The organism is Gilliamella sp. CG13, assembly GCF_046635805.1.
Lineage (GTDB): Bacteria > Pseudomonadota > Gammaproteobacteria > Enterobacterales > Orbaceae > Gilliamella > Gilliamella apicola_I.
Window position 1 is genome coordinate 390,945 of the sequence record NZ_JBIDFM010000001.1, and the last position, 25,889, is coordinate 416,833.

A 25,889-nucleotide genomic window follows, 5' to 3' on the forward strand; every position below is an offset into this window, starting at 1 on the left:
AAATTAATGTCAATCTTCTGTACAAACAATTGGTTAAATTTACTAAATTAATCTAAAACTCCTGTGAATAAGGTGTTTTTATAATGCATAAACATATTTTGGTTATCAAATTAAATGTTGTTAAATCGTGATCCGAATCACCAAAACACCCCTTTTTTTTTCTAATTTTTCGATAAATATCACAACTTTTTTTATATTAAAAAATAAGAAAAGATTAATAGAGTTTTGAACTAACCCAGACGATCGCTTAACGCATTCAGATGTATAAATCCTATGTTTAAATAAATTTGCTTGTCAGAAATGAAAATATAGGAAGGTGAAAAAAGAAAAATCAAAAAATTCTTATTACCAATACTGAGATTAAACCCTATTGATAAAATTTAATTTATTAATAGGGATTTAATCACATCAATCAATTTTAATTTTCAGTATTAATTTCATCAAAACTTTTTACTAACTCATCAATAGCTTTCATCTGTTTTAAAAATGGCTCAAGTTTAGCTAATGGAAGTGCTGAAGGTCCATCACATTTTGCATGACTTGGATCAGGATGTGATTCTAAAAATAGCCCTGCTATACCCACTGCCATGCCTGCACGAGCAAGTTCGGTCACTTGTCCACGACGTCCACCGGATGCTGCTCCCATAGGATCACGACATTGTAAGGCATGAGTGACATCAAAAATTACCGGTGAACCATGGCTGGCTTTTTTCATGATATTAAAGCCAAGCATATCAACCACTAAATTATCATAACCAAAGCAGCTACCACGATCACAAAGAATGATTTGATCATTGCCTGCTTCCTCAAATTTTTCAACTATATTGCCCATTTGTCCGGGACTAACAAATTGTGGTTTTTTAACGTTAATGACGGCACCTGTCTTCGCCATTGCCACAACGAGATCGGTTTGTCTGGCTAAAAAAGCCGGTAATTGAATAACGTCAACAACATCGGCAACGGGTTGACACTGTTGTTCGGTATGAACATCAGTAATGATTTTTACGCCAAATTGTTGTTTTAATTCTTGAAAAATTTTCATACCTTCTTCCAAACCAGGGCCACGATAGGAATGAACAGAAGAACGATTCGCTTTATCAAACGAAGCTTTGAAAATATAAGGGATGTTGAGTTTATCCGTGACCGTCACAAAGTGCTCACAAATTTTCATTGCCAAATCACGTGATTCAAGCACATTCATACCACCAAATAACACAAATGGAAGATCATTTGCGACCGTAATATCCCTGACTTTTACTTGTTTTTGCTTCATCATAAATTGTTTCCTAGTTAAGGTTTGAACCAACGACCAAGCGTCACTCGATCATTGCCACTATAGTCTGTGAAGGTTTCAACTAATTGAAATCCATGTTGTTTGAAAATCGTTTGTACTGCAGAGCCTTGCTTCCAACCATGCTCGATCAGTAACCAACCATATTGATTCAGATGTTTGGTAGCCCCTTTGACAATTAACTTTATATCCGCAAGTCCATCGTCGTCTGACACAAGTGCTGTTCTTGGCTCATAACGAACATCACCTTGAGATAGATGAATATCTGTTGGCTCAATATAAGGCGGGTTGGATGTTATCATCGAAAATTTACGGGTTTTGAGTGGTTTATACCAATCACCTTGTAAAAAATAAACATTATTTACACCGATTTGTGTCGCATTTTGTTGAGCTAATATTAGCGCATCTCGATTTTTTTCAACAGCAGTAAAAAGACAGTCTCGGCGTTCTGTTGCCATAGCAATGGCTATGGCTCCTGTACCTGTTCCAAGATCTAAAACTTCACAGGGAATTTTAGGTAGGTATTCTAATCCCAGCTCAACTAATTTTTCGGTATCTGGTCTTGGAATCAAAGTACAATCCGACACATTAAATTTTAAAGACCAAAACTCTTTTTCCCCGGTAATGTAAGCAATCGGTTCACCCGCTTGCCGACGAGCTAAATATGCATTGAGGCGCGTTAACTCATCGTCTGATAATGAAGTTTCACTAAACGCCATTAAAAATGTTCGTGTTTTGTGCGTCACAAAACTCAATAGTATTTCCGCATCACGCTTGGGACTTTCACTTTCACTTAAAGTTTGAGATGCATATTTAAGCCACTCTAAATAAGTCATTCATCTTGTTCCGATAATGCAGCAAGCTGGTCTGCCTGATATTCTTGTACAATTGGATCAATCAACATTTCTAACTTGCCTTCCATAACTTCATCTAAGCGATAAATCGTCAAATTGATACGATGATCTGTTACTCGTCCTTGTGGATAGTTATAGGTTCGAATACGATCTGAACGATCACCTGTACCTAAAAGGTTACGTCTGGTCGACGCTTCTTCTTGTTGGCGTTTTCGGGTTTCAGCGTCTTGGATTCGTGCTGCTAACACCGACATCGCTTTAGCTTTATTTTTATGTTGAGAACGTTCATCCTGACATTCAACCACAATTCCTGTTGGAATATGCGTAATACGAATAGCTGAATCGGTTGTATTAACGTGCTGCCCCCCTGCCCCAGACGAACGATAAGTATCAATTTTTAAGTCAGCGGGATTAATTTCAGGCATTTCTGCTTCTGGAATTTCAGGTAACACCGCAACCGTACATGCAGATGTATGAATACGACCTTGCGATTCTGTTTCAGGTACACGCTGCACACGATGACCACCCGATTCAAATTTTAAGTTACCATAAACGCCGTCGCCACTGACTAACATAATGACTTCTTTATAGCCACCATGCTCACCCTCATTGGCACTCATAATTTCAACTCGCCAATGACGGGATTCTGCATATCTTGTATACATTCTTGCAAGATCGCCAGCGAATATTGCTGCTTCATCTCCACCTGTTCCAGCTCGGACTTCAACAAAGCAGTTATAATCATCATTGGGATCTTTAGGTAATAATAAAACTTGTAACTGTTTTTCTTGCTCTTCGATACGGTTTAACGCTTCATTTAACTCTTCTTGAGCCATTTCACTCATTTCAGGATCGGCAAGCATTATTTTAGCAGTTTCAATATCTTCTTGAGTCTGCTTCCAACTTGTAAAACATTTCACCACACCCGTTAATTGCGCATATTCTTTAGAAAGAGTACGGAATCGATTTTGATCGGCAATCACCGAGGCATCAGACAATAACGCTTGAACCTCTTCGTAGCGCTCTTGCAAAGTTTCTAACTTACTGATAATTGAGGGTTTCATATAAAAGTCTATTTTTAATCGTGAATAAATGAATTTGCGGGGCATTATATACTTAATCGCCTTTAAAATACAGTTTCCCTACTTTTTCATCCTTGCAACTATTAATAATGCTGTGAAATATCTCAGAATTTTATTTTAAACACAGACATTCAAAAAGTGTTATTTATTTCACAAAAATCACTTTTTAATCTTTTCAAAAATTTGCTTAGTCGTTACTATGATTCAGTTGATTGGTTACTTTGTTAAAAGGTCTTTACTCTATTCAACACTTTTTATGAATACAGGAAAAGATAACTAAAAATATGTTTAATGATCGGTTTAAGGCACAGATTTTACTGTTAAATAACGTTTATTAAGAAGGAATAAGCTTAAATATCAATATTCGCATCACATTCACTCTTTTACAGGTTGATAATATGAAGCAAACGATATGGAAACTTGAAAATTGTATTAAAGATTATGATTGGGGAAGTATCGATAGTATTACGACTTTATTTGGTATTAAAAACCCAAGCCAAAAGCCGATGGCTGAAATATGGATGGGTATACATCCTCTGGGTTGTTCAAAGATTATCGGTTTAAATGGCGAAAAGATAAATCTTAATGCGCTTATCAATCAAAACCCATTGCAGATTTTGGGTAAAAATACTTATCAACTTTTCGGTACTCTTCCCTATTTATTCAAAGTACTCGCAGCAAATAAACCCCTTTCAGTTCAGGTTCATCCAACTAAAGCTGATGCAAAAAAAGGGTTTGAAAAAGAAAATAAATTAGGTATCGATCTTCATTCACCAAACCGAAATTTTAAAGATCCCAATCATAAACCAGAATTATTGTATGCACTCACGCCATTTAAAGCCATGAATTCGTTTCGACCGATTGAGCAAATATTATCATTTTTTTCGCAAATAACTATCCCTATCTTTAACCATGAATTAGCACAATTACAAAATAATCCTCATCCAAAACAACTGAAACACTTTTTTCAATTCTTGTTGAATCTTTCTCCAGACCAAAAATTACAAGCTATTCATCAATTATTAGCCTGTACTAGAAGTTTCAATCAAGAGCCTTTTTTAACCATTCATACACTGGTAAAAGATTATTCTAACGATATTGGTTTGTTTATGCCTTTAATTTTGAATGTGATTGAACTCAAGCCATCTCAAGCGATGTTTTTACATGCCCAAACACCGCATTGTTATTTATCGGGAACCGGTTTTGAAGTGATGGCAAATTCAGATAATGTTTTAAGAGCAGGTTTAACCCATAAGTTTATTGATATTGACGCATTAATAGCGAATACGAACTTTAGCAGTATTGATGCTAGTGAATTGCTAATTAATCCGTTAATTAATCATAATAAAATTGATTTTCCTGTTCCCGTTAATGATTTTAAATTTGAAATCATTCAAAGTGATCTTCAATTAAGAAAAGAAAAAGTCAACAGCCCTCAAATCCTATTTTGTGCAAATGGCGCTATTACATTAACAACAAAACATGAAGTACTCACTTTAAATAAAGGTGAATCGGTGTTTATTGCGTATCATGCCAAATATTATAGTTATAGTGGGAAAGGATGTTTTGCAAAAGTGAGTGATTAAAAAAAAGCCGTCAATCATTGACGGCATAAATTTTAAGATAGATAGAATGACTGAATATAAACTATTTTTTTACTGCTTTCGGATTCGGTAAATCAGTTACCGTTCCTTCATAAATTTCAGCAGCAAGTCCAATTGATTCATGAAGTGTTGGATGCGCATGAATAGTTAAGGCTATATCTTCGGCATCACACCCCATTTCAACCGCAAGGGTAATCTCTCCAAGCAATTCACCGCCATTAGCACCAACGACTGCGCCACCTAAAAGGCGATTATCTGCTTTATTGAAGATCAGCTTAGTCATCCCTTGTGAACAATCCGATGCGATAGCTCGCCCAGATGCTGCCCATGGGAAGATAGACACTTCATAATCGATACCCTTTTCTTTCGCTTCTTTTTCGGTTAAACCAACCCAAGCAACCTCTGGCTCAGTATAAGCAATAGAAGGAATCGTTTTTGGATCAAAATAGTGTTTTTTGCCCGCAATCACTTCAGCAGCCACATGTCCTTCGTGAACGCCCTTGTGCGCAAGCATTGGCTGACCAACAATATCACCTATAGCATAGATATGTGGAACATTGGTGCGCATTTGTTTATCGACTTCAATAAAACCACGATCAGTAACGTTCACGCCTGCTTTTTCAGCACTAATTAGTTTTCCATTTGGCGAACGTCCAATTGCCACTAATACTGCATCATAAGTGTGTGTTTCAGTGGTTCCGTCTTTTTTCTCCATAGTGACGTAAATCGCATCATGTTTTGCTTCAACCGTCGTTACTTTTGTTTCAAGACGTAAGGTGAATTTATCCTGAATTTGCTTAGTAAAGACTTTGATCACATCTTTATCAGCAGCAGGAATGACCTGATCAAACATTTCAACCACATCGACTTCTGAACCTAAGGCATGATAAACCGTGCCCATTTCAAGCCCAATAATTCCCCCACCCATTAATAATAATTTTTTAGGAATGGTTGTCAAAGCAAGCGCATCTGTGGAATCCCAAATACGAGGATCATCATGCGGAATAAAAGGTAATTTAATTGGTCGAGACCCAGCTGCAATAATAGCATTATCAAACGTAATTTTAGTAATACCTTTTGCTGAAGTCACATCCATAGTATGACTACCGGTAAATTGCGCTTCGCCCTGAATAACATTGACTTTACGCATTTTAGCCATACCTGCTAATCCATTAGTTAACTGATTAATGACCTTCTCTTTCCAACCTCGAACTTTATCCAGTTCAAGTTTAGGTGTACCAAAATGAATTCCATGTTCTGTCAGTGATTTGGCTTCGTCCATGACTTTAGCTACATGCAAAAGTGCTTTAGAAGGAATACATCCCACATTTAAGCATACGCCACCCAATGTAGAATAGCGTTCAACTAACGTTACGTCTAATCCAAGATCGGCGGCACGGAACGCAGCAGAATAACCTGCTGGACCAGCACCTAAAACCACCACTTGTGTTTTAACTTCTTGACTCATAATTTATTCTCCTAAACTACATCACTAATCGACGTAAGTCAGATAAGACGTTAACAATATGGCTTAAGAAGCGTGCACCGTCTGCACCATCAATCACACGATGATCAAATGACAGAGATAAAGGTAACATTAAACGTGGCGTAAACTCTTTACCATTCCATACAGGTTTCATACTTGAGCGTGACACCCCTAAAATACCGACTTCAGGTGCATTCACAATTGGGGTAAATGAAGTTGTACCAATACCACCTAAACTTGAAATTGTAAAACATCCGCCCTGCATATCCGCACCGGTTAATTTACCTTCACGAGCTTTTTTCGAGATTTCGGCAAGTTCACGAGATAACTCAACGATGCCTTTTTTATTGACATCTTTAAATACCGGTACGACTAAACCGTTTGGCGTATCAACTGCGACACCAATATTGATGTATTTTTTGATAATCAAGGTTTGCGCATCTTCCGATAATGAACTATTAAAACGTGGATAAGCAGTTAATGCACTTGCCACCGCTTTCATAATAAACACTAATGGCGTGATCTTAAGATCAAGTTTTTTCTTCTCTGCTTCGGCATTTTGTTGTTTACGGAATGCTTCTAAATCCGTAATATCGGTTTCGTCAAATTCAGTAACATGAGGAATCATGACCCAGTTACGATGTAAATTTGCACCTGACACTTTTTGGATTTTAGTTAATGGTAAAGTTTCAGTTTCACCAAATTTGCTAAAATCAACTTTCGGCCATGGTAATAATCCCGGTAATGCTCCGCCTGTTGCACCACTTTCAACTTGTTTAACCGCATTTTTAACGTAAGCTTGAATGTCTTCACGTAGGATTCGGTTTTTAGGCCCTGTTGGTGATACTTTAGCCAGATTCACGCCAAATTCACGCGCTAAACGACGAACAGAAGGTGTTGCATGTGCATATGCATCATTTTCAACAAAATCATTACTTGCCGTTGTAGAAGCCGTTGCAGCAGGAGTAGAAACATTATTCACCGGTGCAGCAACTGAAGCTGATTTTTCTGGTGCTGTCGGCGCTGGCGTTGCAGTTGCAGCGTTAGCTGGCGCACTGCTGGATGCCGTTTCAAATTCCATAATTTTGGAACCTGTCTTCACTTTATCGCCAACTTTAACTGTTATCGTTTTAACCACACCTGCGATAGAGGCAGGTATTTCCATTGAGGCTTTATCGCCTTCAACAGTAATAAGTGAATCATCTACCGATATAGTATCACCGACTTTCACTAAAATTTCGGTCACTTCGACTTCGTCACCGCCAATATCTGGCACATTAACATCGACTGTTTGACTTACGGTTGCAGCCGCTGGAGCAACATCGACTTTCGGGGCAGACTCTGCTTGAGCTGGCGCAGATTCTGCACCATTCTCGGTATCAAATACCATAATATCGACACCAGTTTTAACTTTATCGCCGACTTTGACTGAGATAGATTTTACGATCCCTGCTTGTGGCGCAGGGATTTCCATTGAGGCTTTATCGCCTTCAACCGTTAATAATGATTGATCGACTTCTACCTTATCTCCCACTTTTACAAGGATTTCGGTGACTTCGACTTCATCACTGCCAATGTCAGGTAATTTAATTTCAATACTCATGTTGGTTACCTCTTATGCAATACGTGGGTTTAATTTGTCAGCATTGATTTCAAACTTTTTAATCGCTTCATCAACAACGCTGGCTTTAATATCACCACGTTTAGCAAGCTCACCTAATGCTGCAACAACAACATAAGATGCATCCACTTCAAAATGATGGCGTAAGTTTTCACGGCTATCACTGCGACCAAAACCATCAGTACCAAGTACTCTGTAACTTTCAGCAGGTACAAAGGCACGGATTTGCTCAGCAAACAGTTTCATATAGTCTGTTGAAACCACGGCTGGGTTATTATTCATAATTTGTGTTACATAAGGTACTTTTGGTTTTTCACTTGGATGTAACATGTTATAACGCTCACAATCTTGACCTTCACGAGCCAATTCAGTGAACGAAGTAACACTATATACATCGGATCCAATGCCGTAATCTTTAGCCAAAATTTCTGCCGCTTCACGAACATGACGTAAAATTGCCCCTGAACCTAATAATTGAACAGTTGGACTACCTTTTTTACCTTTAACCGTATCAAGTTTATAGATACCACGACGAATACCGTCTTCAACACCTTCTGGCATTGCAGGTTGTGCATAGTTTTCATTCAATGTGGTAATGTAATAGTAAACATTTTCTTGCTCACCATACATACGGCGTAAGCCATCTTGCATAATTACTGCTACTTCATAAGCGTAAGCTGGATCATATGAAATACAGTTAGGAATGGTTAAAGATTGAATATGACTGTGACCGTCTTGGTGTTGTAGACCTTCACCATTTAACGTTGTTCGTCCTGAAGTCCCACCAATCATAAATCCACGTGCTTGTTGATCCCCAGCAGCCCACATTAAGTCACCAATACGTTGGAAACCAAACATTGAGTAGTAAATATAAAATGGAATCATTGGCAAGTCGTTGGTACTGTAAGATGTTGCGGCTGCAAGCCATGAAGCGGTTGCACCACATTCATTAATACCTTCTTGTAGAATTTGCCCTTTTTCGTCTTCACGATAATAAGCCACTTGTTCTTTGTCTTGTGGCGTATATTGTTGACCGTGTGGATTATAAATACCAATTTGACGGAATAAACCTTCCATACCAAATGTTCTTGCTTCATCTGCTAAAATTGGCACTAAACGTGGTGCAAGATCTTTATCTTTAAGCATGATGTTAAGCGCACGAACAAAAGCAATAGTGGTCGAAATTTCTTTTGATTGCTCTTCAAGAAGTGGTGCAAATTCACTTAACGGTGGAATTGATACTGTGCCTGAGAATTTAGTTAATCGTGAAGGTACATAACCATGTAATGCTTGGCGACGTTCATGAATATATTTATATTCTGGTGTATGTTCTTCAAATTTAATGTAAGGTAATTTTTCAAGTGATTCATCATTAACCGGGATGTTAAAGAAATCACGAACATGACGAACGCCGTCCATATTCATTTTTTTCACTTGGTGAGCAATATTTTTACCTTCAGCTGCTTCACCCATACCATAACCTTTGATAGTATGTGCTAATATCACTGTAGGACGATCTTTAGTCTCTTTAGCACGACTAAAGGCAGCAAACATCTTCTCTGGATCTTGACCACCACGGTTGAGTCTGAAAATTTCTTCATCGCTCATGTCTTTTACTAATTCAGCCGTTTCAGGATATTTACCAAAGAAATGCTCACGCACATAAGCACCATCTTTTGATTTGAAAGTTTGATAGTCACCGTCAAGGGTTTCGTTCATTAAACGAATCAATTTACCTGATTTATCTTTTTGTAATAATTTATCCCAACGATCACCCCAAAGCACTTTAATAACATTCCAACCTGCGCCAGCAAAAATCCCTTCAAGTTCGTTGATAATCTTACCATTACCTGTTACTGGGCCATCAAGTCTTTGTAAGTTACAGTTGACAACAAATACTAGATTATCCAGTTTTTCACGGGTTGCCACCGTAATTGCACCTTTAGATTCTGGCTCATCCATTTCACCATCACCTAAGAAAGCGTAAACGGTTTGTTCAGAGGTATCTTTTAATCCACGATGATTTAAATATTTTAAGAAGCGAGCTTGATAAATAGCACTTACCGGCCCTAATCCCATTGATACGGTAGGGAATTGCCAAAATTCTGGTAACAATTTAGGGTGTGGATAAGACGGTAAACCTTTACCATGAATTTCTTGACGGAAGTTATCTAATTGTTCTTCAGTCAAACGTCCTTCGATGAAAGCACGAGAATAAATACCCGGTGAAATATGACCTTGGAAATAAACCAAATCCCCACCATCTTTATCATTACGTGCGCGGAAGAAGTGATTAAAACAGACTTCATAAAAAGTGGCTGCCGATTGGAATGAAGCCATATGACCGCCAAGCTCTAAATCCTTTTTAGACGCTCGTAATACCATCATGATAGCATTCCAACGAACAATTGAACGAATGCGCCTTTCAATCTCCCAGTCCCCTGGATAAGCAGGTTGTTCTTCTACTGGAATGGTATTGATATAATTACTTGTTGAAGAACCGAAAAGTAGTGGAACACCACCATCTCTCGCTTTGTTGACTATTTGTTCGATAATGTACTGAGCACGTTCGATACCTTCTTCACGGATAATTGACTCGATACTTTTAAGCCAATCTTGCGTTTCAAATGGATCGATATCATTCATTTGCATGTCCGACATATAAAAACCTCTTTTTTGTTAAAAAAAATGCAGTTTTTGCTATCCTTAGCTATCACAAAAGCATAACTAAATATATTAGCTTCAATTCTGCACTATGGAGCTTTACTAATATCAGTCTGCCATTTTCACAAAAAAAGTAAAGTAAACCTGAGTTTAGAAAAGAATGTTAATTCCTATCAAATTAATCAACTATTCCAATAAATATAACTTTCAACACATATTCTATTGATATAAAAGAGTTTTTAAGAAGTGAAAAACTAAAGAATTATTTATATGGTTATACCTTGTTCAAGCATAGGTTGTCAAGCTATAGTAAAATCTGATATATAAATGTAAATTTTAAAGCAATGCAACGTAGAGATTGAAAAAAACAAGCATGACTAAGAAAGACATCATTATCAAAGATTTGAACCTACAACCTTACATGCAAACGTATCAAGCTATGCATGAGTATACTCAACGTCGTGATAATCAATCGCCAGATCAAATTTGGCTTGTCGAACATAATGCTGTTTTTACTCAAGGTAAAGTGGGTAAACCTGAACACTTACTTAAACAAACCAATATTCCTGTCGTACAAACTGATCGAGGTGGACAAATCACCTACCATGCTCCCGGTCAGCAAATTATGTATATTTTGTTTGACTTAAAAAGAGCCAAACTCGGCATTCGTGATATGGTCAGTTATCTGGAAAACAGTATCATACAAACTTTAGCTAATTATGATATTATAGCCTATGCCAAACCTGATGCACCTGGCGTCTATATTGATACAAAAAAAATCTGTTCACTTGGTTTGCACATTCAACGTGGTTGCACATTGCATGGACTTGCTTTAAATATTGATATGGATCTCACTCCCTTTACTTATATTAATCCTTGTGGCTATGCTGGATTGCAAATGACACAATTAAAAGAATATGTCTCTTCAATCGATCGCAAAGTTATTAAACAACAATTAACGGATAACTTTATTAGCCAGTTACAAAATCAATAAGATAAAATTATGCAAAATGATGAACCAATAATCCGAAGCTCAAAATACCGTGATGCAGATAAAACACGTTTAATTCCAACTATTACGGTGGAAGATTCTGCCCCCTTAAAAAAACCTGAATGGATGAGAATTAAATTATCCGCTAACAGTGATAATATTGCCCATATAAAAAATACTATGCGTAAACATGGTTTACATTCAGTTTGTGAAGAAGCGTCTTGTCCAAATTTAGCGGAATGTTTTAATCACGGAACGGCTACTTTTATGATTTTAGGTGATATATGTACACGCCGTTGCCCATTTTGTGATGTTGCGCACGGTAGACCATTACCACCAGACCATGAAGAACCCATTAAACTTGCTAAAACGATTCAAGAGATGAGATTGCGCTATGTGGTTATTACCTCGGTTGACCGAGACGACTTAAAAGATGGTGGTGCAAGTCATTTTGCAGCATGTACAAAAGAGATTCGCGCCTTAAGCCCGACTATTAAAGTCGAAACCTTAACACCAGACTTTCGAGGCTGCATAAATGAAGCTGTCGAAGTTTTAAGTCAAAACCCGCCCGATGTTTTCAATCATAATCTTGAAAATATTCCTCGTTTATACAAAAAAATACGCCCCGGTGCTAGCTATGAAGGCTCTTTAAAGTTATTAGAAGCCTTTAAAGAAAAACATCCGGATATTCCAACAAAATCGGGCTTAATGGTTGGTTTGGGTGAAACAAATGAAGAACTTATTCAAGTCTTAAAAGATTTGCGTAGTCATGGTGTGACAATGTTAACCTTAGGGCAATATTTACAACCAAGTAAATATCATCTTCCTGTTGAGCGTTATGTATCACCATCAGAATTTGATGAACTAAAACAAATTGCCTTAAATATGGGATTTACTCATGCCGCATGTGGCCCCTTTGTCCGTTCATCGTATCATGCTGATTTACAGGCTATGGGTAAAGAAGTGAAATAATAAATTTAAAAAACGGGTTATATTGTGCAGAAATGGAAGCTGATTTTAAAACAGATTCAGAATCTAAAACTTCTGCTATAAAATCGTTGCAAAATTTTTTTGAAAAAAAGAATATTACCTATGACGAAAAACGGAAGATAAAACAATTATTTCACTACTTTGTAATATCATGAAACATTTCATTAGAGTAAAATACGAAAATCCTTAGAACTAACATTAAACAGTATATAAACTAAAAAATAATTTTTTTTAATAAAAACTAAAAATAAATTCTCGATACATAAGGAATATTAACATGAACGAAGGCTTAAAGTTAGAAAACATTAACGCATTATTTGAAAAATTTGAATTACCCAAGTTTAACAGCTCATCAGTAATTTATGGTTGTATCAACCCAAAATTTTGGAAATTTGCACTTTATCAGGAATTAGCTGTTTTAGATATTAAAAATTACCTTATTTATTTTGATTCCAATGAAATTATTTTAATAGGTTTAACTGTAACAGGAGATTTTACCTATAATGTTCTCCAAATACCGATGACATCAATTTCAAATATGACCTTCAAAAAAGGTTGGATTAACAGCAAATTTGAATTTACAACTACTGAAAATAAACGATATCCATTTAAAGTGCCTAATTTTGTGCTGACCGCAAAATGGCAAAAACCAAATTTAGCGAATATTATTACCACCTATATTAATCAATAATTAACCCATTTATCTTTTTCTGGTGTTATTAAAATATTGCCTAATATATTGTCTTATTAGGCGTTTTAATTTTTAGTTTTTACATTTAATATCGGCTCCTATCATTGATGAAAAGTCCAAAGTAAACTCGTTAACTATTTTGCTTAGTATTTTTGAAAAAGTGCCGATATGTTCTAACTTGCATATTTTTATTTTCTAGTTTAATTTAGCTATCTGGATTAACTAATAATTGAAGAGTAAACATGACGATATCATTTAAAGAACAACAACAACGTATCAGTTTTGTAAAACAATTTTTTGCTGAACAATTAGCAAAAAACTTATCGCTTATTGAAGTGCAAGCCCCCATATTAAGTCAAGTAGGTGATGGGATACAAGACAATTTATCGGGAACTGAAAAAGCCGTTCAAGTTAAAGTTAAAGCTATTCCTCAATCACAATTTGAAGTCGTTCACTCACTGGCAAAATGGAAACGAAAAATATTAAGTATGCATCATTTTCCTGTCGGCGAAGGTGTGTATACGAATATGAAAGCATTACGCCCCGACGAAGATCAACTCTCCCCTATTCACTCTGTTTATGTTGACCAATGGGATTGGGAAAAAGTAATGCGACCAGAAGATCGTAATTTAGGGTATTTAAAGCAAACTGTTGAAAAGATCTATGCCGCCATCAAAGCGACTGAAAGTGCAGTATCCGATAAATATCATCTATCACGATTTTTACCCGAATCGATCACATTTATCGATAGTGAGCAATTATTAAAACGTTATCCTGATTTATCACCTAAAGAACGTGAAAATGCCATCACAAAAGAGCTTGGTGCTGTGTTCCTGATCGGTATAGGGGGTGATTTGTCTAACAATGAAAAACACGATGTACGTGCACCCGACTATGATGATTGGAGTAGCGATAATGAAATGGGTTCAAAAGGTTTAAATGGCGATATTTTAGTTTGGAATCCAATTTTAAATAGTGCGTTTGAAATTTCGTCTATGGGAATTCGAGTTAATCCAGAAGCTTTAAAACGCCAATTAAAAGCAACCAATGATGAAGATCGTTTACAATATGCGTGGCATAAAGCTTTAGTGGATGGTGATCTACTTCAAACTATAGGGGGTGGAATTGGTCAATCTCGTTTAGCGATGCTACTTTTACAACAAAAACATATTGGACAAGTACAATCAAGTGTTTGGAACGATGTAACTCATCAAAATTACACTAATTTATTATAATGTAATGATTATCTCTTCTATTTTCATGGTAGAAGAGATATTACTCACTTCTGATTAGAAAAATGACCTGCTTAGATCACCGAATAACATAACTTTATCCATCTTCAATTATTCACGCTGTTCATTCAATTTTATTTTCTGTACTTTGCTTTAAATCACTTTCTTTTTGTACATTCAATGACCCCTGAATGATGTTCTGATGATAAATCTAAAAATTCCGCTGAGACATGATTTAACCGAAGATAAATAATTTTTTTCTGTCCGGCTTCACAGGATCCGACAATTTTACCTTCAGCTTGATCGGCAATATCGGTGGGTGAAATTTTTAATATATAGTCAGACGTTTTTACACCATTATTTTCAATTTTTTCAGCAATATCGGCACAAATAGCGTCACAATTTGATGCCAGCGCAAATGTTGGCATACATATCATCAAAACAGAAACTACTTTTTTCATCTCTTTCCTTAATAATATTCTATGAAATTAAAATATAATAAATCAAATTGTTATAATTACTTATTAAATGATAACGATTAACTTTGCCATACATTTATCATAGCAGATTTTAAGACAAATAAACTCAAATACCCTTTTCAAATAGGTACACGAATAATCGGATAGGCGGTAACTTTTAAACATAATTATTGATGCTGTGAGTAACATCAAAATTATGCACTGTACTATTTGATAAGTATTTAACAAACCTGTTGATAACTCTTTATCTTATTAATTATTAATAATTTATCATTCAGATTAAATAATAAACGACCTCAAAAATGATATTATTTTAAAGAAAAAATCAAGTATTAAATTGTTAAAATTAGGCTAAATTAAGACGGATTAAATAGACGAAAAAAGACTTCAGATAAATGAGCAGAAGCAAATACTTCCGCTTTCATTGACAATTATAAGGCGGTAAAAAAAGCGATAAGACCAAAAATCACCCCCGGTGAATTCGCTATCGCAATAGGCCAATCCTTTTTTTCACGTAAAAGACCATAACTGACCCATAAGGAACAGTTGATTGCTGCCGCTAATGGCTGAGTAGGATTCGATTTCATACCCTGTAAATTATCAATGATTTGTGGAATGTAAGAAATGTACATACCCAGTGAAGCAATGGTTGCAATAATACCCAGATAATGGAAAGCTTTTGCTGAAAGATACAAAATAACCTCCTAATGATTAGTTAAATCGATAATGTTGATAACTGCAATACTCATCATTTTGAATGAAAACGTTTAAATGATATAAAACTCATTCATGACTAAAGATTGATTAATAAAGAACGAAAAGATTTGAGCAACGGTATCAACGTTAAAGTTAAATTCAGTGTTATCGCTTCATGTTTATCATTTATTTATTACACGAAACGACCGGATGACTTTACTAGTATAGGTCAACACTGAATTTATACAACTCACATTTTAGGAAACAGTTAGGTTAATGGTGTTTGCTTTGTTTCTTTACCTAATAGGACAATAGCCATTATTGCCATTAAAATAGATAAGCTAAATATCCCAAAAATCATACTTAAACGAATATCTTTAGCCATTAAAAAACCAACCATGAGAGGGCCTAATATTCCCCCTATACGTCCAACCGAAGCAGCAATACCTGAACCTGTTGCACGAATATTGGTAGGATACTGCTCTGGAGTATAAGCGTACATAGCACCCCAAGCACCTAAATTGAAAAATGATAAAAATGCACCATACACGAGTAAATGATTAACAGATTTAGCCTCACCAAATAAATAGGCACTAATTAATGTACCTAATAAATAGGTGATTAGCACCCATTTACGCCCTACTCGCTCAATCAACCAAGCAACCGAAAAATACCCCGGTAACTGAGCAAATGTCATAATTAAAATATATTGAAAGCTTTTTATCATGGAAAATCCTTTTATCATCATGACACTAGGTAACCATAAAAACATGCCATAATATGAAAAAACCACACAAAACCATACTATCCATAACATGATGGTCGAACGGCGAAACTCTGAAGTGAGTAATGAATTAACTTTTTTAATTACCGAATCATTTTTAGAGTTTGCATTCAAACTATTAAAAGCCGATGAATCGGGTAAGTTAAAACGTAAGTAAAGCGCATAAAACGCAGGGATAGCGCAAATAATCATCGCTCCTCGCCAACCTATTGCCGGAATAGGAATAAGAAAATAAGCGATTAGAGCAGCTAAAATCCAACCGACAGCCCAAAAACTTTCAAGTAATACGACAATTCGACCCCGATGTTCAGGCTCGACACTTTCGCTTACTAAAGTAGAAGCAACCGGTAATTCACCGCCTAATCCCATACCAATAAAAAAACGTAAAATAACTAAACTTGCTAGTCCCCAAGCAAATGCACTTAATCCGCTGGCAATACTAAACATTAATAAAGTAAATAAAAATGCCGATTTACGTCCTTTTTTATCCGCATAGATCCCAAACAGAAAAGCACCTATCGCCATACCGATAGAATTGACACTGCCAATTAAGCTAAGTTGTTCAGGACTTAATCCCCAATCTTGTTTTAAGGCGGCGAGTATAAACGACAGTAATCCGACATCCATCGCATCAAACAGCCAGCCTGTACCGGCAATAAATAAAAGTTTTTTTGTTGATATTGAGCGTTTTGTTGAATATTGCATAACATAAAAATAATAGTAATTTTTTAAGATCAAACCAAATTCTGATTGAAATGTCCATAGCTTAAACGTATCCACCCTAATTTATCACCATAATCACTTCCTTGTGATACGATAATATTTTGAGCAAGCAATTGATTTAAAATAGCGATTTCTTGTTGTGATGATTTAACAGGTAATTGGGCATATAAATGAAAACCACCTAAAGGTTTTTGATAATTTATTGTGTCATCAAAATAATTATTGAGCCATACCATTAATTGATTCGCTTTAAAATTGAGCTGTTCACTCAAAAAGTGTTGATGAGTGAAATAATGATTTTTTAGATATTCTTCTGCCAATAATTGCGGCAAAATACTCAACCCAGAATCGATATGTTGACGAATATTCGCTAGATTTTCAATAATATTACGAGGTGCTATCATCCAACCCACCCGTATATTTCGACCAATATATTTAGAAAGCGATCCTAAATAGATAACTTGATTATGGTGGTCAAACTTTTTAATGGGTGAAATGGATAATTGAGAATTAAATGCTAAACCACTGTAAGCATCATCTTCAACGATACCAATACATTGCGAACGACAAAATGCTAATATTGCTTTTTTGCGTTTATCACTCATCACAAAACCTAATGGATTTTGAAAGATAGGATTGAGAAACAGCCATTTTATGGGTTGCTGACTAACGACTTTACTTAAACTGTCTAAGGTAATACCTTCATTATCGCACTCAATCCCATATAAGCGTAACCCTGCTGCTTGGAAAAGTGGCAAAGAGTAAAAATAAGAAGGCGATTCGATAGCAATTGCATCGCCTGATTTAAGTAATCCCTGAGTAATTAAAAATAGTGATTGCTGTGTGCCTGATGTAATGAGTATTTGAGATGTCTCTACCGACATAGCAAAACGTTGTTGCATGTAATTGGCTATTTGCGTTTTTAGTGCTGGCAAACCTAACTGTAATTGGTCACTATTTTTTTCATGCATGATAAGCTCATCTGAGCTGATATTGGGTAATAACAATTTGGGCATCCAAATTGTGGGTAAGTCCCCATTAGCAAGATCGATGATGTTAGATTGCTGACGTCGTATCAGTTCGACTTTTTGTTGATAACGAGATTGTTTATTTTGGTAAAAACGTGCTGGTAACCTCCAATTTATTGAAGTATACGCCTGAACACCCCATTTTTTATCATTAACAAATGTTCCACTTCCTTGCCTGCGGATTAAAAGTCCTCGTTCAGAGAGATTATCCAAAGCACGAACCACCGTTGTTCGATTGATGTTTAAAATGTTAGCAAGTTCACGTTCTGATGGTAATCGTTCGCCTGCAATCAATATGCCTTGCTCAATATAATATTCAATTAGTTGACTTACTTTATTAAAAAGTGCGCCTTGATAGGCATTTAATTTCTGATGATTCCACATGTTATCGATTACTCAACATTTTAAACCTTGCCAGACAACGCATAAAAAATTGGATGACCTAATTATAGTCCAATTGGCTGTATCTTACCTATCGTTAATTTTAAATAATATATAACTAAGCATTAATTAATTTAAAACAGGAGACGTGATGAATAAAATTATCGGAACACAGACCGTAAAACGGGGTATGGCACAAATGCAAAAAGGTGGCGTGATAATGGATGTAGTGAATGCAGAACAAGCCAAAATCGCTGAACAAGCTGGCGCTGTCGCAGTTATGGCACTAGAACGGGTTCCATCAGATATTCGTGCTGCTGGCGGTGTTGCCCGAATGGCAGATCCAACTATTGTTGAAACTGTCATGAATGCGGTTACAATTCCTGTTATGGCAAAAGCGCGTATTGGTCATATTGTTGAAGCCCGTATTTTAGAATCAATGGGCGTTGATTATATTGATGAAAGCGAAGTATTAACACCTGCCGATGAACAGTACCATTTACTCAAAGATGAATTTACCGTACCTTTTGTTTGTGGTTGTCGTGATTTAGGCGAAGCACTACGTCGTATAGGTGAAGGGGCATCCATGCTACGCACAAAAGGTGAACCGGGGACAGGTAATATCGTTGAAGCAGTACGCCATATGCGCAGAGTGAACGAACAAATTCGATTGGTAAACAGTAAATCTAAAGACGAACTAATGACATTGGCAAAAGAAATCGGTGCGCCTTATGAACTCGTCATACAAATCAAACAGTTGGGTAAATTACCTGTTGTTAACTTTGCTGCCGGAGGCATTGCAACCCCAGCCGATGCAGCCTTGATGATGCAACTTGGCGCAGACGGCGTTTTTGTTGGCTCGGGTATTTTTAAATCGCAACATCCTGAAAAATTTGCAAAAGCGATTGTACAGGCAACGACGTATTATGACGATTATCCACGCTTAGCAGAACTATCTAAAGGATTAGGTGAGGCAATGAAAGGTATTGAGATCAGTAAATTGTCTGTATCCGAAAGAATGCAAGAACGAGGATGGTAACGATGCAATCACTCAAACCCTTACGGTTAAAAAAAATTGGCGTGCTTAACTTGCAAGGCGCAGTTAGTGAACATATAACCATGTTGCTGAGTATCGAAAATGTGATTGCGGTGACAGTAAAAAAACCTGACCATTTAGCGGGGTTAGATGGTTTAATTATTCCAGGCGGGGAATCTACCGCAATTAGCCGACTAATTAAACAAAATGGACTATTTGGTCCCATTAAAGAATTTGCCCGTCAAGGCAAAGGTATTTTAGGCACCTGTGCCGGCTTAGTTCTTTGTGGTATGACAACCACTCATCATGAAGTTGAACTTCTTGAATTAATGGATATTACCGTTGAACGCAACGGGTTTGGTCGGCAAGTAGCAAGTTTTGAAACCTTTTTAGATATAGCGTCAATTGGCAAGCACATTCCAGCCATCTTTATCCGTGCTCCTTATATCATCCATGCAGGTAACCCAGTAAAACAACTGGCATTTATTGATGATCACTGTGTAATGGCAGAACAAGATAATATTTTAGTCTGCTCATTTCATCCCGAGCTATCTAACGATAATCGGGTGATGAAATATTTTGTTGATAAATGTTGATGGGAAGTATTTTCAAAAGACAAGGGATAGATATTTAATAATACAGGTTGAATAGTTTATCCCTATGTGTATAGAAAACATTGACAAAATGTATATTATGCTAACCGAAAAATGGTTTATTCTTTTTATAACCAAGATTACTTTTTTGAAACTCAACAAAATTAAAATCAAGTCTCAATTCTTACCTATATAAAGTAAACAAATTTTAATTGGACACCACCATAAATCGACGGTTTGCCGTGACAATTTGTAAAAATATAGGAAGACTTATTTTTTCTTCTTTTTGTAATGTATTATTGATATCGTAAATTTTAGATCGTCCAAATCCATCTAAAACAATTGTTTTATCATTGTATAGTGCAGCGATTTCTTTTTCGTTCCCCGCCACTATCCATTGCCGTGACTTGCTATTAAATAAGTTTTCACCTTGATTATATAAATGTGGTGAGGTGTTAACATAAAGCACATCTTGCATTAAGGTGCGCATAATATCAGTTTGCGATGTTAGTCGGCTGATTTGAGCGGGTTCTTTATTTGGCCATGAGATAATCAGTGGCACATTAAGTGATTCTCGGCTGTAATTAATGTCGTCATTACGTATCGCTGTTTTTTTCGCTTCTTTTATAGTGATGTCATTGGTTCCGGTAATGACAATTACGGTGTTTTCGTAGGTATTGGTTAGTCTTAAATACGCTATTAATGATTCAAGATATTGATCTAATTTTCTTGCTTCTGTTTCAAGTTCTTTTAGCGGTATATTTTTATGTTTTACGCCGAGTGAGTATTGTACCAGTGAAAATAGTGGTGCATGATTTTCTAATTTATTTTGTTCATCATGCCACGCCATCCAATTATCAGTAACCTGTTTATTAGTCATTTTTTTTGCCGGCGGTATTGAAAAATTGGATAGCAATGCATATCGATACAATGGTTCATCAAATCCATCGTACGAAAACATCCCTAAGTTGTAATGACGATAATTAATAGCATCAAATAGTACTGAAGGTTTATGACCCGCTAATATGCTGTTGTAATAGTTGGGATCGAGTCCATAAAATAATGAAAATTTATTAATATTTGTTTGGTTACTTGCAGAGTAATGATCCGTAAATTTAAGGTTTTCTTTCGCAAATTCATTTAACCATGGCATGTTGTCGTTTAATAAACGACTATTCCATCCGTCAATAACTATCATTAGTATATTTTGGGTTGCTTGTTTTTCATCATAACTCAGCCGTGCAAGAGGATATTCTATAGCAATAGCAAAAGGATTACCTTCTTGGCTGACCCGAGTTCGGTAATCATTTTCTGGCATAAATCCATATCGTTCAAGGAAATGTCTTGCGGTCAATGGATAGGATAATGGTAAGCTTGAACGTTGCATGGTTATTGGGCGATAAAAATTTGCGTCGGCCCAAATATGAATCAGATGCGAAAAGACAAAACAAAGAATAAATATAACCACGACTGGTTTTGCATAACGTTTACGCTTATTTAAGCTGCGTAATTTTTTCCAACTCCATAATGCAAATAATATTTCAATTAATAAAATAAATGGAATGATTATAAACGCACTACTTAAAAAAGTAGCGTTTTGCGCTGTAAATAACTGCCATATGGATAAATTTAAGTGCATTCTAAAATGCGAGAAGATATCAATATCAACTAAAAGTAAGGCGATTCCTAATGTGGCAATTATGGTTGCTAATATTCGATGCCAACGCGCTGAGTGAATAAAAAAGTTTAATGGAAAAAGTAATATGAGGTAGGTTATAAACGTTAAAAAGCTAAAATGCCCAATTGCACTAATGATTGCATAAAACCGCCCCATAAATGTTCTTGGCCAGTCTGCAATGATTAAATATTGGCTACCCAAAGATATAACAACAAAAATATTAAATAATGTAAACCAGTGTCCCCAGCTTACAATTTGTGAGGATTGGGTATCTTTGATATGATTATTTTTGAGTTTGAGCATATTTATTATTGGTAACGATAGTAATGAAGAATATTTACTGTAAGATACTTTACAGTTTACCTGATTTTGAAAAATCTTTCTGTAATTTTTTTATTTGTTAGCATAAAGATTTTGGTATGATCTTGGCGTTATAATCGATACTTGTTATAATTTAAGGATTAAATTCGCTAACAACAAAGATAATAATTTTGGCTATCTCACAACTTAAAATACATCAAATCCAACCTGATTTGTCTCAGATTAGTGCGCTTGTTAACCCTAGTAAAGCAGAAACTGAATCTGTGATAGAAAAGTCAAACAATATTCTTTCTTGGCAACCTCGGATTTCGTCTGCATTATCCATGTTATGCCCGAGTAAAAGAGCAAGTTATCACCCTCGTTTTATGTTACTGAAAGCGTCAGAAAGTGAACTATTTTTTGATTTGTTAAAACAAGCAGTTAAATTACATGCGTCCTCTTCAGCGTTGGGTTACAGCTATTTTATTAATGATAATAAAGTCACTTTGACTGAGGCCAAAAGCAAGCAGGATAACTTTGCCATTTTAGATGATTGTTTAGCATCAAGTTATGTTGATGGCGAGAAATTATTTGGTTGTGTTCGACAACCAGAGAATAGCCCAATTAAACTCGATCCAGGTTTAGTGCATCAGGCTAATGGTGGGGTTTTAATTTTAGGTTTACGATCTTTATTAAGCCAACCTACTTTATTGATTAAATTAAAGCAGATGGTATTTAAACAGGAATTCGACTGGTTTTCAGCTGATGAATCGCATCCATTGCCGTTATCTATTCCTTCAATGCCACTGGATTTAAGAATTATATTGGTTGGCGATCGGCTAAGTTTAGCTGAATTACAGGATTTTGATCCAGAATTTTACAATACGTCTATCTATGCTGAATTTGAAAATGAATTGCAGATTACCTCATCTGACAAGCTCACTACGTGGCTAGATTATTTACAATTCATTGCTGATAAATTTCATTTGCCAAGTATTGCACCATCCGCCTATAACAAAATATATCAAGAAGCGGTGCGTTTTACAGGCGATCAGTTTTATCTTCCCCTTGCGATTGATTGGGTTCATGGTTTATTAGTTAATGCTAGTTATTATGCCAAAAATGAGGTTATTGATGAGTTATCAGTGGCTTCATCGACTAAAAATAAATTATGGCGTGAAGATTATCTTAAAAAACGATTTCATGAAGAGTTTTTTAATAAACAGATCATGATTAATACTCAAGATCAGGTTGTTGGTCAAATTAATGGTTTATCTGTTGTTGAATATCCTGGCTATCCTTTAGCGATTGGTGAGCCAACGCGTTTAAGTTGCCTTGTTCATTTTGGAGACGGTGAGTTAATTGATATCGAGCGCAAAACTGAACTTGCAGGAAATATTCATTCTAAAGGTATGATGATCATGCAGGCTTTTATTATGTCAGAATTTGCTATTAATCATCAATTACCTTTTTCAACCTCTTTAGTATTTGAACAATCTTATAATGAAATTGACGGAGACAGCGCATCGCTTGCTGGGTTATGTGCAATTATTAGTGCGCTTTCAGGTCAGCCTATCGATCAACAATTAGCTGTTACCGGATCGGTAGATCAGTTTGGTCATGTACAATCAATTGGTGGTATCAACGAAAAAATTGAAGGTTTTTTTACTGTTTGTCAGCATCAGGGGTTAACCGGTCAGCAAGGCGTTATTATTCCCGCATCTAATCAACGCCATTTGTGCTTGAGTGATAATGTGATTGAAGCAATAGCTCAAGAAAAGTTTTCTATTTGGACTGTTGAACATATTGCGGATGCACTTTATTTATTAACAGGAATTCCTTATAAAGATGATAATGCAATTAGTCTTTATAAGCTTATTTATGCACGTATGCAAACTATGCTATTACAAGATAAAAAACAAGATGGTTGGTTTGCAAAATGGCAAAGATATTGCAAAAAATAGTAATACCCAATAAACTTGAAAGCCGAATTTGGTTGAGATGTAACATTTTAGTAAGCGGCAAAGGATTTTACAGTATTGGTTATTCATAATATTTTATTGAATAATTATTTTTATAATCATGTAAGTAATGACAGAAAATAAAAGGTTTTTTTATGACATTTGAACGTAAATCTTCGTACGATAAAGCAGATCTGATTAAATCAGGAAATAGTGAACTTTTTGGTCATGACGGACCGCCTTTACCATCAGATTTAATGCTTATGATGGACCGTGTTATCGAAATGAATGAAGAAGGTGGAAACTTTAATAAAGGTTATGTGGAAGCGGAACTTGATATCAATCCAGATTTGTGGTTTTTCAAATGTCATTTTAAAAATGATCCTGTCATGCCTGGTTGTCTTGGGCTTGATGCTTTATGGCAATTAGTCGGATTTTACCTTGGCTGGATTGGCGGTAAGGGTAAAGGTCGAGCTCTTGGGGTTGGAGAATTAAAATTAAAAGGTCAAATATTACCTAAAAACAAAAAAGTTACCTATAAAATCCATTTTAAACGTGTGATTAACCGCAAGTTAATTATGGGAATCGGTGATGGCGAAGTTTATGTAGATGGCAAATTGATTTACGAAGCTACCGATCTTAAAGTTGGGTTATTCAAAGATACCAGCGAATTTTAATTTTTTTGATTTTAACTAGCCTTACACATTATTCGGTAAGGCTACCTTGAATATCGATTATCCAAGCAGTTTCTGATGATACATTTATCCCTTGTATAATAATATATTCTCGCCCGTTTTTATTGTCTTAAAAAATTAACTATTGAATACAAATTTTCTTTAGGTTAATGATTTTTCATTCGTATTTTTTGCTATTCAAGGTATAATGTGGCAATTTTTTTATAGTCTTTATTAATCATGAGTTTACTTAATCGTTTTGTTGTTTTTTTTATTTTATCTTGTTTTTTCAATACTTTTTCCTATGCTAATTTCAGTGGAAAAGTCGTTAAAGTAATAGATGGTGACACAATTGATGTATTAACCCCTGTGAAACAAAAAATCCGAATCCGTTTAGTTGATATCGATGCACCAGAAAGCAAACAAGCCTACGGTAATGCATCTAGAAAATACCTAGCTTCACTCATCGCAGGAAAATCTGTTTATATTAAAGAAAGTAACAAAGATATTTATAACAGAACATTAGGAACCGTTTTTTATAATGGCATTAATATCAATCAGAAAATGGTTGCAAGTGGATATGCTTGGGTATATCGCTATAAAGGTGTGGCTAAAAATAAGCAATTAATAGCCCTTGAATCGCAAGCCAAACAAAATAGAAAGGGACTATGGAAAGATAAAAATCCAATAGCCCCATGGAAATTCCGACGCTTAAATCAGAAATAGATTTTTCATCAAGAAGTTATTAATTTATTTTAAAGCAGGATAAAGAGATTCTAATTGTTTAAGTGCATCTAAGCCTTGTTTACAACCTGTTTCTTGATCACTTGAAGACATAGCAGCAACTTGTTTTTTACCTGCTTCTAAATTTTGTTTCATCATATCAGTTTGCTGTTTTGTTGCTGCATCTTTAGGTAAAGATTCAACTAATTTATCCACTTTTTCAAAATAAGTTTTACAACTATCAGATAAATCAGCCATCGCAGCTGAAGATAGGCTTAAAAGTACAGCTGAAACTAGTATTTTTTTCATTATTTACTTTTCCTTTCG

22 protein-coding genes are annotated in these 25,889 nt (G+C 35.7%); 10 read left to right on the top strand and 12 right to left on the bottom strand.

Going from position 1 to position 25,889, the window contains the following annotated elements:
* Window positions 1-418 precede the first annotated feature (418 nt).
* The 3 genes from kdsA to prfA are packed head-to-tail and all read right to left on the bottom strand — an operon-like array spanning window position 419 to window position 3,209.
* Window positions 419-1,273: a 3-deoxy-8-phosphooctulonate synthase gene (kdsA, locus tag ACGH6R_RS01785; RefSeq protein ID WP_324123836.1), complete on the bottom strand. Its 855-nt coding sequence runs from the start codon at window positions 1,271-1,273 to the stop codon at window positions 419-421.
* Window positions 1,274-1,290: 17 nt separating this feature from the next.
* Window positions 1,291-2,127 (bottom strand): peptide chain release factor N(5)-glutamine methyltransferase, encoded by an 837-nt coding sequence (prmC, locus tag ACGH6R_RS01790; RefSeq protein ID WP_267352541.1) that lies wholly within the window; start codon window positions 2,125-2,127, stop codon window positions 1,291-1,293.
* Window positions 2,124-3,209 carry a peptide chain release factor 1 gene (prfA, locus tag ACGH6R_RS01795; protein ID WP_267380687.1) on the bottom strand — a complete coding sequence of 362 codons (1,086 nt, stop codon included), beginning with the start codon at window positions 3,207-3,209 and terminating at the stop codon, window positions 2,124-2,126. The genes prmC and prfA overlap by 4 nt, the downstream gene beginning before the upstream one ends.
* A 416-nt stretch (window positions 3,210-3,625) precedes the next feature.
* Between prfA and manA the strand changes: the two genes are divergently transcribed.
* Window positions 3,626-4,813, top strand: a complete 1,188-nt coding sequence (gene manA, locus ACGH6R_RS01800) for a mannose-6-phosphate isomerase, class I (protein WP_411598723.1) — start codon at window positions 3,626-3,628, stop codon at window positions 4,811-4,813.
* Between the two features lie 61 nt (window positions 4,814-4,874).
* Here manA and lpdA read toward each other — a convergent pair whose 3' ends face one another.
* Genes lpdA through aceE form a run of 3 tightly spaced genes read right to left on the bottom strand, consistent with a single transcriptional unit; the run spans window position 4,875 to window position 10,599 of the window.
* Window positions 4,875-6,299, bottom strand: a complete 1,425-nt coding sequence (gene lpdA / locus ACGH6R_RS01805; protein ID WP_065559371.1) for a dihydrolipoyl dehydrogenase — start codon at window positions 6,297-6,299, stop codon at window positions 4,875-4,877.
* A 16-nt stretch (window positions 6,300-6,315) separates the two neighbouring features.
* The gene (gene aceF / locus ACGH6R_RS01810) at window positions 6,316-7,920 is read right to left on the bottom strand and encodes a pyruvate dehydrogenase complex dihydrolipoyllysine-residue acetyltransferase (RefSeq protein WP_411598724.1); all 1,605 of its coding nucleotides are present in this window, start codon (window positions 7,918-7,920) and stop codon (window positions 6,316-6,318) included.
* 12 nt (window positions 7,921-7,932) lie between these two features.
* Window positions 7,933-10,599, bottom strand: a complete 2,667-nt coding sequence (gene aceE / locus ACGH6R_RS01815; RefSeq protein WP_267352538.1) for a pyruvate dehydrogenase (acetyl-transferring), homodimeric type — start codon at window positions 10,597-10,599, stop codon at window positions 7,933-7,935.
* 376 nt (window positions 10,600-10,975) lie between these two features.
* Between aceE and lipB the strand changes: the two genes are divergently transcribed.
* From lipB to asnA, 4 genes are all read left to right on the top strand, one after another.
* Entirely contained in the window at window positions 10,976-11,596 is a 621-nt protein-coding gene (lipB, locus tag ACGH6R_RS01820; protein WP_267352537.1) for a lipoyl(octanoyl) transferase LipB, read from the top strand.
* A gap of 9 nt (window positions 11,597-11,605) precedes the next feature.
* Window positions 11,606-12,565, top strand: coding sequence for a lipoyl synthase (lipA, locus tag ACGH6R_RS01825; protein WP_267352536.1), 960 nt, complete (start codon window positions 11,606-11,608; stop codon window positions 12,563-12,565).
* 295 nt (window positions 12,566-12,860) lie between these two features.
* Window positions 12,861-13,274: a hypothetical protein gene (locus ACGH6R_RS01830; RefSeq protein ID WP_411598725.1), complete on the top strand. Its 414-nt coding sequence runs from the start codon at window positions 12,861-12,863 to the stop codon at window positions 13,272-13,274.
* A 242-nt stretch (window positions 13,275-13,516) separates the two neighbouring features.
* A complete protein-coding gene (gene asnA, locus ACGH6R_RS01835) occupies window positions 13,517-14,509 on the top strand; it encodes an aspartate--ammonia ligase (RefSeq protein WP_411598726.1) in 993 nt (330 codons plus the stop codon).
* Between the two features lie 155 nt (window positions 14,510-14,664).
* Here the strand turns inward: asnA and ACGH6R_RS01840 are convergent, their stop codons facing one another.
* The 4 genes from ACGH6R_RS01840 to ACGH6R_RS01855 all read right to left on the bottom strand — a co-directional run bounded on the left by ACGH6R_RS01840 (window position 14,665) and on the right by ACGH6R_RS01855 (window position 18,600).
* Complete coding sequence (locus ACGH6R_RS01840) at window positions 14,665-14,967, bottom strand: DUF1161 domain-containing protein (RefSeq protein WP_411598727.1); 303 nt, start codon at window positions 14,965-14,967, stop codon at window positions 14,665-14,667.
* A 449-nt stretch (window positions 14,968-15,416) separates the two neighbouring features.
* Window positions 15,417-15,680 carry a SemiSWEET family transporter gene (locus ACGH6R_RS01845; RefSeq protein ID WP_081299178.1) on the bottom strand — a complete coding sequence of 88 codons (264 nt, stop codon included), beginning with the start codon at window positions 15,678-15,680 and terminating at the stop codon, window positions 15,417-15,419.
* Window positions 15,681-15,949: 269 nt separating this feature from the next.
* Window positions 15,950-17,170, bottom strand: coding sequence for an MFS transporter (locus ACGH6R_RS01850; RefSeq protein WP_411598958.1), 1,221 nt, complete (start codon window positions 17,168-17,170; stop codon window positions 15,950-15,952).
* Between the two features lie 29 nt (window positions 17,171-17,199).
* Window positions 17,200-18,600 (bottom strand): PLP-dependent aminotransferase family protein, encoded by a 1,401-nt coding sequence (locus tag ACGH6R_RS01855; RefSeq protein ID WP_411598728.1) that lies wholly within the window; start codon window positions 18,598-18,600, stop codon window positions 17,200-17,202.
* Window positions 18,601-18,748: 148 nt separating this feature from the next.
* Here ACGH6R_RS01855 and pdxS point away from each other — a divergent pair, with 148 nt between their 5' ends.
* Together pdxS and pdxT are read left to right on the top strand one after the other, a co-directional pair.
* Window positions 18,749-19,636: a pyridoxal 5'-phosphate synthase subunit PdxS gene (pdxS, locus tag ACGH6R_RS01860; RefSeq protein ID WP_411598729.1), complete on the top strand. Its 888-nt coding sequence runs from the start codon at window positions 18,749-18,751 to the stop codon at window positions 19,634-19,636.
* Between the two features lie 2 nt (window positions 19,637-19,638).
* The gene (gene pdxT / locus ACGH6R_RS01865; protein WP_411598730.1) at window positions 19,639-20,229 is read left to right on the top strand and encodes a pyridoxal 5'-phosphate synthase glutaminase subunit PdxT; all 591 of its coding nucleotides are present in this window, start codon (window positions 19,639-19,641) and stop codon (window positions 20,227-20,229) included.
* Between the two features lie 205 nt (window positions 20,230-20,434).
* Here pdxT and ACGH6R_RS01870 read toward each other — a convergent pair whose 3' ends face one another.
* On the bottom strand, window positions 20,435-22,207 hold the full coding sequence (locus tag ACGH6R_RS01870) for a DUF3413 domain-containing protein (RefSeq protein ID WP_411598731.1): 1,773 nt from the start codon (window positions 22,205-22,207) through the stop codon (window positions 20,435-20,437).
* A 188-nt stretch (window positions 22,208-22,395) separates the two neighbouring features.
* Between ACGH6R_RS01870 and ACGH6R_RS01875 the strand changes: the two genes are divergently transcribed.
* From ACGH6R_RS01875 to ACGH6R_RS01885, 3 genes are all read left to right on the top strand, one after another.
* Window positions 22,396-24,168, top strand: a complete 1,773-nt coding sequence (locus ACGH6R_RS01875) for an AAA family ATPase (RefSeq protein ID WP_411598732.1) — start codon at window positions 22,396-22,398, stop codon at window positions 24,166-24,168.
* Window positions 24,169-24,320: 152 nt separating this feature from the next.
* On the top strand, window positions 24,321-24,842 hold the full coding sequence (gene fabA, locus ACGH6R_RS01880) for a bifunctional 3-hydroxydecanoyl-ACP dehydratase/trans-2-decenoyl-ACP isomerase (protein WP_267352518.1): 522 nt from the start codon (window positions 24,321-24,323) through the stop codon (window positions 24,840-24,842).
* A 237-nt stretch (window positions 24,843-25,079) separates the two neighbouring features.
* Window positions 25,080-25,565 carry a thermonuclease family protein gene (locus ACGH6R_RS01885; protein ID WP_411598733.1) on the top strand — a complete coding sequence of 162 codons (486 nt, stop codon included), beginning with the start codon at window positions 25,080-25,082 and terminating at the stop codon, window positions 25,563-25,565.
* Between the two features lie 24 nt (window positions 25,566-25,589).
* Here the strand turns inward: ACGH6R_RS01885 and ACGH6R_RS01890 are convergent, their stop codons facing one another.
* Entirely contained in the window at window positions 25,590-25,871 is a 282-nt protein-coding gene (locus ACGH6R_RS01890) for a DUF5339 domain-containing protein (protein ID WP_267352516.1), read from the bottom strand.
* Between the last annotated feature and the right edge of the window lie 18 nt (window positions 25,872-25,889).

Excerpts from the sequence above, each read along its gene's own strand:
- prmC (WP_267352541.1), bottom strand. The coding sequence starts at position 2,127 with ATGACTTATTTAGAGTGGCTTAAATATGCATCTCAAACTTTAAGTGAA.
- manA (WP_411598723.1), top strand. The coding sequence starts at position 3,626 with ATGAAGCAAACGATATGGAAACTTGAAAATTGTATTAAAGATTATGAT.
- ACGH6R_RS01850 (WP_411598958.1), bottom strand. The coding sequence starts at position 17,170 with ATGCAATATTCAACAAAACGCTCAATATCAACAAAAAAACTTTTATTT.
- pdxT (WP_411598730.1), top strand. The coding sequence starts at position 19,639 with ATGCAATCACTCAAACCCTTACGGTTAAAAAAAATTGGCGTGCTTAAC.
- ACGH6R_RS01840 (WP_411598727.1), bottom strand. The coding sequence starts at position 14,967 with ATGAAAAAAGTAGTTTCTGTTTTGATGATATGTATGCCAACATTTGCG.
- ACGH6R_RS01890 (WP_267352516.1), bottom strand. The coding sequence starts at position 25,871 with ATGAAAAAAATACTAGTTTCAGCTGTACTTTTAAGCCTATCTTCAGCT.
- ACGH6R_RS01885 (WP_411598733.1), top strand. The coding sequence starts at position 25,080 with ATGAGTTTACTTAATCGTTTTGTTGTTTTTTTTATTTTATCTTGTTTT.
- lipA (WP_267352536.1), top strand. The coding sequence starts at position 11,606 with ATGCAAAATGATGAACCAATAATCCGAAGCTCAAAATACCGTGATGCA.
- prfA (WP_267380687.1), bottom strand. The coding sequence starts at position 3,209 with ATGAAACCCTCAATTATCAGTAAGTTAGAAACTTTGCAAGAGCGCTAC.
- pdxS (WP_411598729.1), top strand. The coding sequence starts at position 18,749 with ATGAATAAAATTATCGGAACACAGACCGTAAAACGGGGTATGGCACAA.
- asnA (WP_411598726.1), top strand. The coding sequence starts at position 13,517 with ATGACGATATCATTTAAAGAACAACAACAACGTATCAGTTTTGTAAAA.
- kdsA (WP_324123836.1), bottom strand. The coding sequence starts at position 1,273 with ATGAAGCAAAAACAAGTAAAAGTCAGGGATATTACGGTCGCAAATGAT.
- aceE (WP_267352538.1), bottom strand. The coding sequence starts at position 10,599 with ATGTCGGACATGCAAATGAATGATATCGATCCATTTGAAACGCAAGAT.
- ACGH6R_RS01830 (WP_411598725.1), top strand. The coding sequence starts at position 12,861 with ATGAACGAAGGCTTAAAGTTAGAAAACATTAACGCATTATTTGAAAAA.
- aceF (WP_411598724.1), bottom strand. The coding sequence starts at position 7,920 with ATGAGTATTGAAATTAAATTACCTGACATTGGCAGTGATGAAGTCGAA.
- lipB (WP_267352537.1), top strand. The coding sequence starts at position 10,976 with ATGACTAAGAAAGACATCATTATCAAAGATTTGAACCTACAACCTTAC.
- fabA (WP_267352518.1), top strand. The coding sequence starts at position 24,321 with ATGACATTTGAACGTAAATCTTCGTACGATAAAGCAGATCTGATTAAA.
- ACGH6R_RS01870 (WP_411598731.1), bottom strand. The coding sequence starts at position 22,207 with ATGCTCAAACTCAAAAATAATCATATCAAAGATACCCAATCCTCACAA.
- lpdA (WP_065559371.1), bottom strand. The coding sequence starts at position 6,299 with ATGAGTCAAGAAGTTAAAACACAAGTGGTGGTTTTAGGTGCTGGTCCA.
- ACGH6R_RS01855 (WP_411598728.1), bottom strand. The coding sequence starts at position 18,600 with ATGTGGAATCATCAGAAATTAAATGCCTATCAAGGCGCACTTTTTAAT.